Annotated in this window: 13 protein-coding genes; 5 read left to right on the forward strand and 8 right to left on the reverse strand. The window is 59.4% G+C overall.

From position 1 onward, the window contains the following. Positions 1-9: 9 nt before the first annotated feature. Positions 10-1,467 carry a cytosol nonspecific dipeptidase gene (gene pepD / locus KHQ26_RS12135; protein WP_004152033.1) on the reverse strand — a complete coding sequence of 486 codons (1,458 nt, stop codon included), beginning with the start codon at positions 1,465-1,467 and terminating at the stop codon, positions 10-12. 257 nt (positions 1,468-1,724) lie between these two features. On the opposite strand from pepD, the gene gpt reads away from it, so the two are divergent. The 3 genes from gpt (at position 1,725) to crl (ending at position 3,989) form a co-directional block, all read left to right on the forward strand. Then, complete coding sequence (gpt, locus tag KHQ26_RS12140; protein WP_002889733.1) at positions 1,725-2,183, forward strand: xanthine phosphoribosyltransferase; 459 nt, start codon at positions 1,725-1,727, stop codon at positions 2,181-2,183. Positions 2,184-2,288: 105 nt separating this feature from the next. Further along, entirely contained in the window at positions 2,289-3,533 is a 1,245-nt protein-coding gene (frsA, locus tag KHQ26_RS12145; RefSeq protein ID WP_002889742.1) for an esterase FrsA, read from the forward strand. Positions 3,534-3,590: 57 nt separating this feature from the next. Beyond that, the gene (crl, locus tag KHQ26_RS12150) at positions 3,591-3,989 is read left to right on the forward strand and encodes a sigma factor-binding protein Crl (protein WP_004177332.1); all 399 of its coding nucleotides are present in this window, start codon (positions 3,591-3,593) and stop codon (positions 3,987-3,989) included. 85 nt (positions 3,990-4,074) lie between these two features. On the opposite strand, the gene csiR is transcribed toward crl, so the two are convergent. The 6 genes from csiR to glaH all read right to left on the reverse strand — a co-directional run bounded on the left by csiR (position 4,075) and on the right by glaH (position 11,406). Further along, positions 4,075-4,767 (reverse strand): DNA-binding transcriptional regulator CsiR, encoded by a 693-nt coding sequence (gene csiR, locus KHQ26_RS12155; RefSeq protein ID WP_004177331.1) that lies wholly within the window; start codon positions 4,765-4,767, stop codon positions 4,075-4,077. A 45-nt stretch (positions 4,768-4,812) separates the two neighbouring features. Then, on the reverse strand, positions 4,813-6,213 hold the full coding sequence (gene gabP, locus KHQ26_RS12160) for a GABA permease (protein ID WP_002889795.1): 1,401 nt from the start codon (positions 6,211-6,213) through the stop codon (positions 4,813-4,815). A gap of 149 nt (positions 6,214-6,362) precedes the next feature. Beyond that, positions 6,363-7,646 (reverse strand): 4-aminobutyrate--2-oxoglutarate transaminase, encoded by a 1,284-nt coding sequence (gene gabT, locus KHQ26_RS12165; RefSeq protein WP_032410124.1) that lies wholly within the window; start codon positions 7,644-7,646, stop codon positions 6,363-6,365. A 12-nt stretch (positions 7,647-7,658) separates the two neighbouring features. Continuing rightward, positions 7,659-9,107, reverse strand: coding sequence for an NADP-dependent succinate-semialdehyde dehydrogenase (gene gabD, locus KHQ26_RS12170; protein WP_002889845.1), 1,449 nt, complete (start codon positions 9,105-9,107; stop codon positions 7,659-7,661). A gap of 25 nt (positions 9,108-9,132) precedes the next feature. Beyond that, positions 9,133-10,401 (reverse strand): L-2-hydroxyglutarate oxidase, encoded by a 1,269-nt coding sequence (lhgO, locus tag KHQ26_RS12175; protein ID WP_004177328.1) that lies wholly within the window; start codon positions 10,399-10,401, stop codon positions 9,133-9,135. A 27-nt stretch (positions 10,402-10,428) separates the two neighbouring features. Beyond that, positions 10,429-11,406, reverse strand: a complete 978-nt coding sequence (gene glaH, locus KHQ26_RS12180) for a glutarate dioxygenase GlaH (RefSeq protein ID WP_004177327.1) — start codon at positions 11,404-11,406, stop codon at positions 10,429-10,431. Between the two features lie 461 nt (positions 11,407-11,867). On the opposite strand from glaH, the gene KHQ26_RS12185 reads away from it, so the two are divergent. Further along, entirely contained in the window at positions 11,868-12,125 is a 258-nt protein-coding gene (locus KHQ26_RS12185) for a YjhX family toxin (RefSeq protein ID WP_002889848.1), read from the forward strand. A 57-nt stretch (positions 12,126-12,182) separates the two neighbouring features. Continuing rightward, complete coding sequence (locus KHQ26_RS12190) at positions 12,183-12,932, forward strand: SAM-dependent methyltransferase (protein ID WP_002889849.1); 750 nt, start codon at positions 12,183-12,185, stop codon at positions 12,930-12,932. 40 nt (positions 12,933-12,972) lie between these two features. Here the strand turns inward: KHQ26_RS12190 and KHQ26_RS12195 are convergent, their stop codons facing one another. Further along, positions 12,973-13,611, reverse strand: coding sequence for a glutathione S-transferase family protein (locus KHQ26_RS12195; RefSeq protein WP_004177326.1), 639 nt, complete (start codon positions 13,609-13,611; stop codon positions 12,973-12,975). Between the last annotated feature and the right edge of the window lie 84 nt (positions 13,612-13,695).

Raw genomic sequence — 13,695 nt, forward strand, 5'->3', positions numbered from 1 at the left:
TTGTGGGGCTTATTTAGCCGGAATGGCTTTCAGCAGCTCGGTCAGCAGCGTCCAGTACTGACCGACGCTCTCGATATGGACCTGCTCATCCGGGGAGTGCGGACCGGTAATGGTTGGCCCGATGGAGACCATGTCCATCTCCGGATACGGTTTTTTGAACAGACCGCATTCCAGACCGGCGTGAATGATCTGGATGTTCGGCGTCTTGTTGAACAGACGCTGGTAAGTCTCGCGCACCAGGTGCATCACCGGCGAATTGGCGTCCGGTTGCCAGCCAGGGTAGGCGCCTTTGGCTTCGGTTTTCGCCCCCGCCAGCTTACCCAGAGAATCCAGCATGCTGACCACGTAGTCTTTGCCGCTGTCGATCAGCGAGCGGATCAGGCAGTGGATCTGTACGTTGTCATCGGTCATGGTGACGACGCCGACGTTCAGCGAAGTTTCCACTACGCCTTTCGCCACGTCAGAGTTGCGGATAACCCCGTTCGGCGTGGCGTTCAGCAGACGGATGAAAGTGTCGCGGGAAGCCTGAGTCAGCGCCGCTTTGTCGTTATCGACCGCTTCCACGAGCACCACCAGGTTCTTCTCTTTGGCCTCCAGCTCGTTTTTCAGCAGCGCCTGGTAAGTATTCACCAGCGCTTTCAGCGCATCGGCTTTATCCGCGGCGACGGCGACAGTAGCGTAAGCTTCACGCGGGATGGCGTTGCGCAACGTGCCGCCGTTGAAATCGACCAGACGCAGATCCAGCTCATCGGCGTGGCCGGCGAGGAAGCGCGACAGCAGCTTGTTGGCGTTACCCAGACCAAGGTGAATATCACCGCCGGAGTGGCCGCCTTTCAGCCCTTTTAAGGTGACTTTAAAGCTCTGGAACCCGGCGGGAATCGCTTCGCGGGTCAGCGCCAGGTTAGAGGTGAAATCGATCCCGCCGGCGCAACCCATGTAGATTTCGCCTTCTTCTTCGGAGTCGGTGTTGATCAGGATATCGGCCTGTAGCCAGTTGGCCTGCAGACCGAACGCGCCGTCCATGCCGGCTTCTTCGGTCATGGTCAGCAGCACTTCCAGCGGGCCGTGAGCGACGCTATCATCGGCCAGTACCGCCAGTGCGGACGCCATTCCGATACCGTTGTCCGCGCCCAGCGTGGTGCCGCGCGCTTTCACCCATTCGCCGTCAATGTACGGCTGGATCGGATCTTTAACGAAGTCGTGGACGGTGTCGTTATTTTTCTGCGGCACCATATCGAGGTGCGCCTGCAGCGCTACCGGCTTACGGTTTTCCATACCGGCAGTCGCGCCTTTACGAATCAGAATGTTGCCAACCTGGTCGCGTTCCGCATGTAAGCCTTTTTCTTTTGCCCAACCCATAATGTGCTCGGCGAGCTGTTCTTCGTGATAGGACGGGTGCGGGATGGAGCAAATCTTGGCAAAAATATCCCAAAGCGGCTGCGGGGATAGTTGAGACAGTTCAGACACGGTAAGTCTCCTTACAGACTCCTGCATACAGCGGTTGCAGGACGAGGGTTAGCGTTAAAATACACAACAAGCCCGGGCTTGCGCGATGGGGTTGAGAATACCACTTTCCACCGCCGCAGGTAGTGTAAACAACGCAAAAAGCGTTGCGCAAACCGCTTAACACTGGTTTTTAGTGCGTCAGATCTCTATAATCTCGCGCAACCATTTTCCCCCTCGAACATTATTTAAGCCGTATTACACAGGCTGGGACACTTCACATGAGCGAAAAATACGTCGTCACCTGGGACATGTTGCAGATTCACGCCCGCAAACTGGCCAGCCGTCTGCTGCCGGTTGAGCAATGGAAAGGCATTATTGCCGTTAGCCGCGGCGGACTGGTACCGGGAGCCTTACTGGCGCGTGAACTGGGCATTCGTCATGTTGATACCGTATGCATCTCCAGCTACGACCATGATAACCAGCGCGAGCTGAAAGTGCTGAAACGTGCGGAAGGCGATGGCGAAGGCTTTATCGTCATCGACGATCTGGTGGATACCGGCGGTACCGCCGTGGCGATCCGCGAAATGTATCCCAAAGCGCACTTTGTCACCATTTTCGCCAAGCCGGCAGGCCGCCCGCTGGTGGACGATTACGTTGTGGATATTCCGCAGGATACCTGGATTGAACAGCCGTGGGATATGGGCGTGGTGTTTGTACCGCCTATCGCAGGTCGTTAATTCTTCAGGACAGTGCTATTTACCACGCCCGGCTTGCCGGGCGTGGTTTTTTTTATCCTTTAGCAGGTTACAATATCCGGAGTGGCACTACGACGGAGACTGCACATGTCACAGGCTAACCTCAGCGAAACGCTGTTTAAACCTCGCTTCAAACATCCCGAAACTTCTACGCTGGTGCGTCGGTTTTCTGCCGGAAAACCCCAGGCGATGCAGTCGGCGCTGAGCGGCAATCACGTCGATCACTGGTACCGTCTGATCAACCGTTTGATGTGGATCTGGCGCGGCGTAACTCCGCAGGAGATCCTCGATGTGCAAGCGCGCATTGTGATGAGCGAGGCCGAACGAACCGATCCTGAGCTGTTCGATACCGTCATCGGCTATCGCGGCGGCAACTGGATCTTCGAGTGGGCGAAAGAAGCCATGCAGTGGCAGCAAAAGGCCGGGCAGGAAGCCGATCCTTTGCTGAGCGGCCGCCACTGGCTGCATGCCTCGAACCTGTATAGCATTGCCGCTTATCCGCATATTAAAGGCGATGAGCTGGCGGAACAGGCGCAGGCTTTAGCCAACCGGGCGTATGAAGAAGCCGCCCAGCGGCTGCCGGGCTCGCTGCGCGAGCTGGAGTTCACCATCCCTGGCGGCTCGCCGATAACCGGCTTTTTGCATATGCCGAAAGGCGAGGGGCCGTTTCCGACGGTGCTGATGTGCGGGGGGCTGGACTCGCTGCAGACCGATTATTACAACCTGTATGAGAACTACTTCTCACCGCTCGGCATTGCCATGCTGACCATTGATATGCCCTCCATCGGCTTCTCGTCAAAATGGACGCTAAATCAGGACACCAGCCTGCTGCATCAGCACGCGCTGCGCCATCTGGAAAATGTGCCGTGGATTGACCATACCCGGGTCGCCGCTTTCGGCTTCCGCTTTGGCGCCAATATCGCGGTGCGTCTGGGCTATCTGGAGCCGCAGCGGCTGAAGGCTGTAGCCTGTCTGGGCCCGGTCGTTCATGGTCTGCTGGTGGATCCCCTGCATCAGGGGCGCGTGCCGGAGATGTATCTTGACGTGCTGGCTTCGCGGCTGGGCATGCATGACGCGTCCGATGAAGCGCTACGCGTGGAGCTCAACCGCTATTCGTTAAAAACCCAGGGACTGCTGGGGCGCCGTTGCCCGACGCCGATGCTCTCCGGCTTCTGGAAGGACGATCCGTTCAGCCCCGAAGAGGAGTCGCGGTTAATCACCTCGTCATCTGCCGATGGCAAACTGCTGGAGATCCCGTTTAACCCGGTGTATCGCAATTTTGATCACGCATTGCGACAGATCGCCCGCTGGATCAATCATAGATTTGGTTAATTTATTGCTAAATTCTATTGGTTTGGTAAAACAGTTGCATCACTAAAGGAGATCGCAATGACGTTACCGAGTGGACACCTGAAAAGTAAGTTGATCAAGAAATTCACGGCGCTGGGGCCTTACATTCGCGAAGAGCAGTGCCATGACAACCGTTTCTTTTTCGATTGCCTGGCAGTTTGCGTCAATGTTAAGCCCGCACCGGAGAAGCGTGAATTCTGGGGCTGGTGGATGGAAATGGAAGCACAAGAGTCACGTTTCACCTATAGCTACCAGTTTGGCCTGTTCAATAAGGAAGGATCATGGCAGGCGGTCGACATTGGCGACCCGGAAGTGAGCGACAGGCTGGAAAAAACGCTGCGCGAGTTTCACGAGCGCGCGGCAGCGCTGCTGACCACCTTTAATCTGAAGCTGGAACCGGCCGACGATTTCAGCGAACCGGTTCGCCTGCGAGCCTGATTGATCTACGGATACGATTTCTCCACGCCCGTGCGGCGTGGAGATGCGTGCCGCCATACCCGTAATTTCCACCCCTCCATCTGACTCACCCTGCCTGCGGCGACAGCTTGCCAGCCATCGCCTGCTGAATAATCGGGATCGGAGTCAGTAAGTGCTCGCGCATCAGCGCGCTGGCCTGTTCGGCGTCGCGCGCCAGAATAGCGTCCACCAGGGTCTGATGCTGGACATGCTTATCTTCCAGCATCTCCACCGACAGCACGGTGGTGCGCAGCCAGATGAAGCGGTAGCGCGCCGCCAGATCGAACAGCCGTTCGCGCATCTGCAGCAGATACTGCGAACCGCAGCCGGCGACGATGGCGGTGTGAAACGCCTGATGGCGCTGGTCCCATTCATCGAGTAGGTGCTCACTCGCTTCGCACGACTCCAGCTTGTTGAGCAGATGGGTGCGGGCCAGCAGCTCGGCTTCCCACTCGTCGCCGCCGCGTTCAATGGCGAGACGCACCAGCATGGCCTCCATGTTGGCGCGCGCGTCGAAGATATCGAGAAGCTCCTGTTCCGACATGGGCGCCACCCGATAGCCTTTCTGATTGACCACCGTTACCAGCCGCTCGGCCACCAGTTGCGAAAGCGCCTCGCGCAGCGGACCGACCCCCAGGCCATAGCGCGACGTCAGCAGGCTCATCCGCAGCTTCTCATCGGGGTGGTAAACCCCGCGGATGATGTCGTTTTTTAACCAACGGTATCCGTCAATGGCCGTCGCCTGGGGAATGGCGGTCATGTTCTTACTCCTGAATACTCTTCCCGGCGGGCGCCGGGAACAGGGTTAACGCGTATTTTGCAGCGGCAGTTTTTGCCACAATACCAGCTTTTTCCAGCGTGACATAATCGGTACCGTACAAATAATTCCCAGAGCTAACAGGCCGGTAGAGATCACCTCCAGCTGCTGCGCCGGACGAAACAGCATCACCACCAGCACGAAGGTGATAAAGGCGATCACCAGCCAGGTCAGGTACGGATAGAGCCACATTCTCAGACGGATCTCGCCGCCTTGCGCCTGAAGGATTTTGCGCATCCGCAGTTGTGAAACGGCGATCACCAGATAGACCAGCAGGGCGATGGCGCCAGAGCTGTCGATGAGAAATTTAAACACTTTGGCGGGGGCATAGTAGTTCACCACTACGGTGAGGAACGCCGCGCCGGTAGAGAGCAGCACCGCCACGTATGGCGTTTTGCTGCGGTTGGTCCGGCCCATAATGGCCGGCGCATCGCCACGACGGCTCAGGGAGTAGAGCATCCGCGAGGCGGTATACAGCGCCGAGTTCAGACAGCTGGTGACCGACAGGAGGATCACGCCGTCCATAATCAGCTTGGCATAGGGAATATGCAGCAGCTCGAGCACCGAGCGGTAGGAGCCGATGCTCTTCAGCCCCGGCATATTCCATGGGATGAGGGCGACGACGATAAAGATCGAGCACAGATAAAAAATAGAGATACGCCAGATCACCGAGTTGGTGGCGCGCACGATATGTTTATCCGGGGTATCCGATTCGGCGGCGGCGATGGTGACGATCTCCGCGCCCATAAACGAGAACATGGTGATCAGCATCGCGCTCAGCACCGCGCCGAAGCCATTCGGCATAAAGCCGCCGTGATCCCACAGCCGCGAAATGCCGCTCACTTCGGCATAGGGGTAAAAGCCGGTAATGGCGACCGCGCCCAGTACGATAAACGCCAGAATAGCGATCACTTTGCACAGCGCCAGCCAGAACTCGAATTCGCCGTAGTTCTTGACGCTCAGCAGGTTACTGCCGGTGAGGGCGAGAGTGATGACCAGGGAGAACAACCACACCGGGACGCCCGGCACCCACGAATGCAGAATAATCGCCGCGATATTGGCTTCCAGCGGAATAACCAGGACCCAGAACCACCAGTACAGCCAGCCGATGGTATACCCCGCCCAGCGGCCGATGGCTTTATCGGCGTAGGTGGAAAAGGAGCCGGTATCCGGCGTGGCGACCGCCATTTCGGCCAGCATACGCATAATCATCACCACCAGCAGCCCGGCAAACAGATAGGCCAGCAGCACCGCCGGGCCTGCCTCGGCAATGGCGACGCTGGATCCGACAAATAAACTCGCGCCGATCACCCCGGCGATAGATAACATCGTGACGTGGCGCGACTTCAGCCCCGCCCCTAAATCCTGTGATTGCGACAGTTGCCCCATCATTTACCCTCTCGAAGTGTGTCACCTGGGAGAGCGCCCCGACGTTCCCGCGCCGGGGCACGCGTATTATTGTTGTTTTGCAGGTCTCGTCTTCATTCCCTTACGAACGTACTTCGCTTCCGCATGTGTTCTGTTCTATGCCTGTTTCTCTATGCCTGTTTCGCCTCGCTAAAGCAGTCGGCGATGATCTTGAGCCCCTGCTCGATCTGCGCCTCTTCGATGGTCAGCGGCACCAGGATGCGCAGCACGTTGTAGTACGGCCCGCAGGAGAGCAGGATCAGGCCTTTGTCGCGGGCGCGGGCGACGATATCCGCCGTCAGCCTGGCATTCGGCCTGCTGCGGTCGCCCTCTTCAAACAGCTCAATGGCGATCATCGCCCCCAGACCGCGCACGTCGCCGATCTCCGGATGATCTTCAGCGATCGCCAGCAGGCCCTGGCGCAGGGTGTCGCCGAGCTGGTTGGCTTTTTCCAGCAGATTCTCCTGCTCGAAAATCTGTAATACCGCCAGGGCGGCGGCGCAGGCGATGGGGTTGCCGGCGTAGGTGCCGCCCAGTCCGCCGGGGGCGATGGCGTCCATCACCTCCGCGCGGCCGGTGACGCCCGCCAGAGGGAAACCGCCGGCGATGGATTTGGCGAAGGTGGTGATATCCGCCGCGACGCCCATCTGCTCCATAGCGAACAGGGTACCGGTGCGGCCCGCGCCGCTCTGGACCTCATCGGCGATGAGCATAATGCCGTGCTCGTCGCACAGGGCGCGCAGGCGCTGCATAAAGGCCGGGGAGGCGGCATAGAACCCGCCTTCACCCTGCACTGGCTCAATAATGATGGCGGCGATATCTTCCGGCGCGGCATCGTTTTTGAAGATGCGATGGATGCTGGCGATCGCCTCGTCATCACTGACGCCGTGCAGCGCGCACGGGTAGAGGGCGCGATAGACATGGCCCGGCATTAAGCCCATACCGGCGGAGTAAGGATTCACTTTGCCGGTCAGCGACAGGGTGTAATGGGTGCGGCCGTGATAGGCGCCGGTGAAGGCGATAGCGCCGCTGCGCCCGGTTGCCGCGCGGGCGATCTTCACCGCGTTCTCCACCGCTTCCGCCCCGGTGGTGACCAGCAGGGTTTTCTTGGCGAAATCACCGGGCACCTTCTGGTTCATCTTTTCGCACAGCGCCAGATAAGGCTCATAGGCCAGCACCTGGAAGCAGGTATGCGACAGCTTTTTCAGCTGGTCTTCGACGGCGGCGACAACCTGCGGATGCAGGTGGCCGGTATTGAGCACCGCGATACCGCCGGCAAAATCGAGATATTCCCGGCCTTCCACGTCCCACACCCGGCAGTTCTCCGCGCGTTCGGCGAAGATAGGGTGGATCTGGCCGACGCCGCGCGGGACCGCGTCGCTGCGACGCGCCATCATTGCTTTATTGCTGTTCATCCGTCGCTCCTGTTAAAGGCCAATGCACATATATTTGATTTCTAAGTAATCTTCGATGCCGTACTTCGACCCTTCGCGGCCGAGGCCGGAGGCCTTAACGCCGCCGAACGGCGCGACTTCGGTGGAGATAATGCCGGTATTGATGCCGATGATGCCGTACTCCAGCGCTTCGCCGACGCGGAAGACGCGGCTCAGATCGCGGGCGTAGAAATAGGCGGCGAGACCGAACTCGGTATCGTTGGCCTGGGCAATGACGTCGGCTTCATCTTTAAAGCGGAACAGCGGGGCCAGCGGGCCGAAGGTCTCCTCTTTCGCCACTTTGGCGCTGTCGGGAACGTTGACCAGGATGGTCGGCTGGAAGAAGTTGCCGCCCAGGGCGTGCGGTTTGCCGCCGGTGACCACCTTCGCGCCTTTGGCGATGGCATCGGCAATGTGTTCTTCAACTTTGGCCACGGCTTTCTCGTCGATCAGCGGGCCGGTGGTGACGCCGTCCTGCAGGCCGTCGCCAATGCGCAGTTTTTCCACCGCCTGCTGCAGCTTCTCGGCGAAACGGTCATACACCCCGTCCTGGACGTACAGGCGGTTGGCGCAGACGCAGGTCTGCCCGGCGTTGCGGAACTTCGACGCCAGCGCCCCCTCGACGGCTTTATCGAGGTCGGCATCGTCAAAGACGATAAACGGCGCGTTGCCGCCCAGCTCCAGGGAGACTTTTTTGATGTCTTTCGCGCACTGCTCCATCAGCTGGCGGCCAATCTCGGTAGAGCCGGTAAAGGAGAGCTTGCGCACCAGCGGGTTGCTGGTCAGTTCGCCGCCGACCGCGCCGGCGGAGCCGGTGACCACGTTGAACACTCCGGCGGGGATCCCGGCGCGATTCGCCAGTTCGGCCAGCGCCAGCGCGGAAAACGGCGTCTGGCTGGCCGGTTTCAGGACCATGGTGCAGCCGGCGGCCAGCGCCGGGCCCGCTTTGCGGGTGATCATCGCCGCCGGGAAGTTCCACGGGGTGATGGCGGCGGTAACGCCGATGGGCTGCTTAATCACCAGCAGGCGCTTGTCGGCCTGGTGGCCCGGAATGGTGTCGCCGTAGATGCGCTTACCTTCTTCGGCGAACCACTCAATAAAGGAGGCGGCGTAGCTGATTTCGCCTTTGGCTTCCGCCAGCGGTTTTCCCTGCTCGAGGGTCATCAGGCGAGCGAGATCGTCCTGGTTCTCCATCATAAGATCGAACCAGCGGCGCAGAATGTTCGCCCGCTCTTTGGCGGTCAGGGCGCGCCAGGCGGGTAGGGCGCGATTGGCGGCTTCAATCGCTTCGCGGGTTTCATCGGCGCCCATTTTCGGCACGCTGCCGAGCTGCTCGCCGTTGGCCGGGTTGGTGACCGCAATCACGTCGCCGTTGGGCGCATCGCGCCACTGGCCATCGATCAGCGCCTGCTGGCGAAACAGTGTCATATCGTTGAGTTGCATAATTGCTTCCTGTCTTCAGGGGGGGTTAACGGGTAAAAGCGGCGTGTAGTGTCTCCACGCTACGTGCCGCACGCAGCGTGCGTCCGGGATTGCTCTGGCTGGCCAGCAGGCTCTGCACCTTGCTGACGATATGCGCGCCGATCGGGATAGCGGAGGTGGCCGCTGGCGATGGCGCATTGCAGGTATGTATCGAACGCGCGGTGGTAACGAAGAGAAAATCGTCGATCAGCTTGCCCTGCGGCGACACGGCCTGCGCCCGCACGCCGGCCGGCCACGGGCGTAAATCGCTCAGCGTCAGGCTCGGGCAGTATTTTTGCACCAGCCGCAGATAGCCGCTTCTGCACAGCGAATTCTTCATTTCGCCCAGTCCGGAGCGCAGGTTGTTTTGCAGTACCCGGCGGATGCCGGGCGAGGTGAGGATCTCCAGGGTATCGGCCAGCGAGATATCGCGCTTGCGGTAGCCTTCGCGCTTCAGAGCCAGCACGGCGTTGGGGCCGACGGTGACGCTGCCGTCGATCATGCGGGTCAGGTGGACGCCGAGGAACGGCATCGCCGGATCGGGGATCGGATAGATCAAATGGTTGACGATCTGGTTGTGCTGCGGTGCCAGCTGGAAATACTCGCCGCGGAACGGACAAATGATAAACCCGGGGTCGACGCCGAGCATTTTTACCAGCCGATCGGCCATCAAGCCCGAACAGGCGATCAGCGTCGAGGCCTCATATTCTCCGCCCTGGCGGGTGCGGATCACCACGCCGCTGGCATGTTCTTTCAGGGCGCTGACTTCGGCGTTGTAGACGATCGTTCCGCCTTTCGCTTCGAAGTTCTTCGCCATTGCCGCCGCCACTTCGCGGTAGCTGACGATGCCGCTGGAAGGGACAAAGATCCCGCCGAGCCCGGTAATGTTCGGTTCGCGCTCGCGTAGCTCCCCGGCGCTTAGCCACTCGCGCTGCAGGCCGTTGGCGGCGGTGCGATCCCACAGGGCGCGCATCCGCTCCATCTCCAGCGATGAGGTGGCGACCAGCATTTTGCCGCAGACGTCATAGCGGATGCCGTTCTGCTCGCAAAAGGCCTTGGTGGCGCGGTTGCCGGCGAGGCAAAACTGCGCCTTGAGGCTGCCGGGCGTGTAGTACACCCCGGCGTGGATCACGCCGCTGTTGTGGCCGGTCTGATGGCAGGCCGGGCCGGCCTCTTTTTCCAGCAGCGCAATGCGGGCGTCCGGGTAAATCTCAATTAACTGCATGGCGGTCGACATGCCGATGATGCCGCCGCCGATAATCACGAAATCATACATCCGCTCAATTCCTTCGCCTGAAAACCCTTATTGATGAGTCTGGTAATGATTCGTGGAATACGCAAAGTAGCCGCGCTGGCGCATCAGCTCGCGGCGCAGGTCCGGGTGCGGCGTAAAGCGGTCGCGGCCGTGCAGCCAGAACAGGTTGTTAATGAGCAGAAATTTGCCCACCGGCACCGGTATGGAAAGGATGTTTTTGCTGGTCTCCAGCGCGTCGGAGAGGCGGCTCAGCCAGGTGCCTTCTTCGAAATCTTTCGGCTGGACGAACTGGTCGATATAGCGCATTACCGGGCGGCCCTGCGAATCGACGTCGAACACCGGGTGGAAAACATCCTTGCTGACGTTTTTGCTCGGCGGCGCGGCCCAGCGCATTGGGCGGCGAGCCAGCGGGTCGCGGAAAAATTCGTCGAGATGCTCCCAGTCGTCGAGATGCAGCAGCAGGGAATTGCCGCCCTGCATGTTCTGCTCATCGATCTTCATCATTAATACGTAGTCGGTTTGCTCTTCGACGTAGGTACCGTCGTTGTGCAGCTCCATCACCCGGTGCGGCTGGCGCAGGTAGCTGTCTGAGTTATCGACATTTTTCACCACGAAGCGGGCGTAATACTGACCGCTCATGGCGTCGAAGTTGGAACGACCAATCAGGTGGGCGACGGCGGTGGCCAGCTTGACCATCTCCTCGGCCTGGCTGACGTGATCGATCCCTTCGCCGTTGATAAGCAGCGCGCCTTCCGCGCGATCGAGCAATGTTTTGATCAGCAACGGCTGCAGCTGATTGCCACACAGATCGTCGAGGATCTTGCCGACCTGGAAGCGTAAGAAAGATTTGTACTCCAGCGCCTGCACCGGCCACTGCGCGACCTGCTGCAGGAACTGCGTGGTCGTTTCGGCGGAAAAGGTGAGCTCCAGCAGGCGCGGCGACTGGGCGGAAGGGGTGAAAGAAAAGCCAGGGTATTGCTGGGCTACCGGCGCGGGTGTCGGTTTTACTGCGGTCAGGGCGTTCATCAGGATCGTTCCTCGCTGTAAGGTCAGGGTGATGTTCATTTCGTAGCCATAAATTAAAAATATCTACATTTTTATAAAATGCGTACGAAATGGCCTTTTTGTTTCCATTTTGTGATCTGACAACAATTATTTAACAATACGGGAGGGGGGATAAGGTGGTGGTGAAAGTTGCGGAACAGAGCGGGTGGCGGATAGCGCAAAATGGGGATAAGGCCGAGGGAAATCGTAATACCGGTCACAGTTTTTAATCTGCACAATATCCTTACCAGATGAAGGTGTTAATATTCAGCCGGTAAATACCTTTCAATGCTCACTGAGGCTTCGATGCTGGAGAATGTCATTATCAGATAATCAGTTTCCCGACCTGCCCAGGCCGGACTGATTATCGCTGCGCTTAAACCTTACGCACACACCTGCGGGTGTAGGCATGTTTTCGCACATGATAATGAACAGGTTTCAGTATGAATTTATCCCGTCAGGAACAACGGACCTTACACGTTCTCGCCAAAGGTGGCCGTATTGCGCACGTCCGCGATACCTCCGGCCGCATTACCGCCGTTGAATGTTACACCCGCGAAGGGCTGTTGCTGAGCGACTGCACCCTTGCGGTCTTCAAAAAGCTCAAAACCAAAAAGCTGATTAAGTCGGTGAACGGCCAGCCGTACCGGATCAACACGACCGGTTTGAATAACGTTCGCGCACAGGCGGACAACCGCTGAAATAGCGACCCGGGCAGGGTCGCTGCCCGGGCGTATGGCTCTCAAGGAGAAAACCTCATGATCGATATCCCTCGCATTTTTACCATCAGTGAAAGCGAGCACCGTATCCATAACCCTTTTACCCCGGAAAAGTACGCCACGCTGGGACGGGCGCTGCGAATGGCGCCGGGCACCACCATTCTCGACCTCGGCAGCGGCTCCGGCGAGATGCTCTGTAGCTGGGCGCGCGATCATCAGATCGTCGGCACCGGCGTAGACATGAGCCTGCTGTTCAGTCAGCAGGCGGCCGCCCGGGCAGAGGAGCTCGGGGTAAGCGACCGGGTAACCTTTGTGCACCAGGATGCCAGCGGATATGTCGCCAGCCAGCCGTGCGATGTTGCCGCCTGCGTGGGGGCCACGTGGATCGGCGGCGGGGTGGCAGGCACAATCGAGCTGCTGAAGCAGAGCCTTACCCCAGGCGGCATGTTGCTTATCGGCGAGCCATGGTGGCGCAAACGTCCGGCCACGGCAGAAGAGGCGATTGCCTGCGGCGCGCAGTCACCCGATGACTTCCTGACGCTACCGGCGCTGGTCGCCCACTTTGGCGAACTGGGCTATGACGTGGTGGAGATGGTGCTGGCCGACCAGGAGGGCTGGGATCGTTATGAAGCGGCGAAATGGCTGACAATGCGCCGCTGGCTAGAGGCCAATCCGCACGATGACTTCGCACCGGAGGTTCGCCAGCAGTTGACCACTGCGCCGCTACACCATGTCACCTGGACCCGGGAATATCTCGGCTGGGGCGTGTTTGTTCTGATGGCGCGTTAACCGGCATGTCGGTAGCGTCAGGAGGCGCTACCGACCACCTTCAGACCTTCAGTTCGTCGTAGCTGACCATGACGTGCTGGCGAAAGGCGGGCCGTGCGGTTAGCCGTGCATAATACGCCGCAAGGTGGGGGAGGGGACGACGGGGGATATCGATTGCAAAGTAGCGGTACAGCACATGACCAAACTGGATATCGGCCAGGGTGAACGTATCGCCCACCAGATAGCGACTCCCGGCGAGACGTGCCTCGGCAATCGCCAGCTTTTGCTCCAGGGCCGTCACCGCCGCGGCGATGGCCTGCGGATCCCGCTCGGCGGCAGGCGTGCGCACCACGCGCCAGAACACCGGCGTCGTAAAGCCGAGGGCGATATTCTGCTTTGACCACTCGGCCCAGCGATCAACCTCAGTACGAGCCAGCAGTTCGCCCGGCCAGAAGGCGTCGTCGGCGTAGCGACTGGCTAAATAGCGAAGGATCGCGCCGGTTTCCCACAGCGGCGGATTTTCGTCATCCTGCAGCACTGGTACCGTACGATTGGGATTGAGCTGATAAAACGCCTCGCTGTCGGTACCGCCATAGCGATGCCCCACGTCGAACCGGAGATAGTCCAACCCAAGCTCGCCAACACACCACATCAGCGCCTGCACGTTAGAGGAGGTTTTTCGGCCCCAGATGGTCAGCATTGAGTTCTCCAGAGAACAGGGAAAGAAGGAGCATAGCAGGTTGGGTTGAAAACGGGAGGGGGTACAAAAGAAATGAGCCACCTC

The sequence above is a fragment of the Klebsiella sp. 10 genome, from assembly GCF_018223925.1.
Lineage (GTDB): Bacteria > Pseudomonadota > Gammaproteobacteria > Enterobacterales > Enterobacteriaceae > Klebsiella > Klebsiella pneumoniae.

Excerpts from the sequence above, each read along its gene's own strand:
- gpt (WP_002889733.1), top strand. The coding sequence starts at position 1,725 with ATGAGCGAAAAATACGTCGTCACCTGGGACATGTTGCAGATTCACGCC.
- frsA (WP_002889742.1), top strand. The coding sequence starts at position 2,289 with ATGTCACAGGCTAACCTCAGCGAAACGCTGTTTAAACCTCGCTTCAAA.
- crl (WP_004177332.1), top strand. The coding sequence starts at position 3,591 with ATGACGTTACCGAGTGGACACCTGAAAAGTAAGTTGATCAAGAAATTC.
- csiR (WP_004177331.1), bottom strand. The coding sequence starts at position 4,767 with ATGACCGCCATTCCCCAGGCGACGGCCATTGACGGATACCGTTGGTTA.
- gabP (WP_002889795.1), bottom strand. The coding sequence starts at position 6,213 with ATGGGGCAACTGTCGCAATCACAGGATTTAGGGGCGGGGCTGAAGTCG.
- gabT (WP_032410124.1), bottom strand. The coding sequence starts at position 7,646 with ATGAACAGCAATAAAGCAATGATGGCGCGTCGCAGCGACGCGGTCCCG.
- gabD (WP_002889845.1), bottom strand. The coding sequence starts at position 9,107 with ATGCAACTCAACGATATGACACTGTTTCGCCAGCAGGCGCTGATCGAT.
- lhgO (WP_004177328.1), bottom strand. The coding sequence starts at position 10,401 with ATGTATGATTTCGTGATTATCGGCGGCGGCATCATCGGCATGTCGACC.
- glaH (WP_004177327.1), bottom strand. The coding sequence starts at position 11,406 with ATGAACGCCCTGACCGCAGTAAAACCGACACCCGCGCCGGTAGCCCAG.
- KHQ26_RS12185 (WP_002889848.1), top strand. The coding sequence starts at position 11,868 with ATGAATTTATCCCGTCAGGAACAACGGACCTTACACGTTCTCGCCAAA.
- KHQ26_RS12190 (WP_002889849.1), top strand. The coding sequence starts at position 12,183 with ATGATCGATATCCCTCGCATTTTTACCATCAGTGAAAGCGAGCACCGT.
- KHQ26_RS12195 (WP_004177326.1), bottom strand. The coding sequence starts at position 13,611 with ATGCTGACCATCTGGGGCCGAAAAACCTCCTCTAACGTGCAGGCGCTG.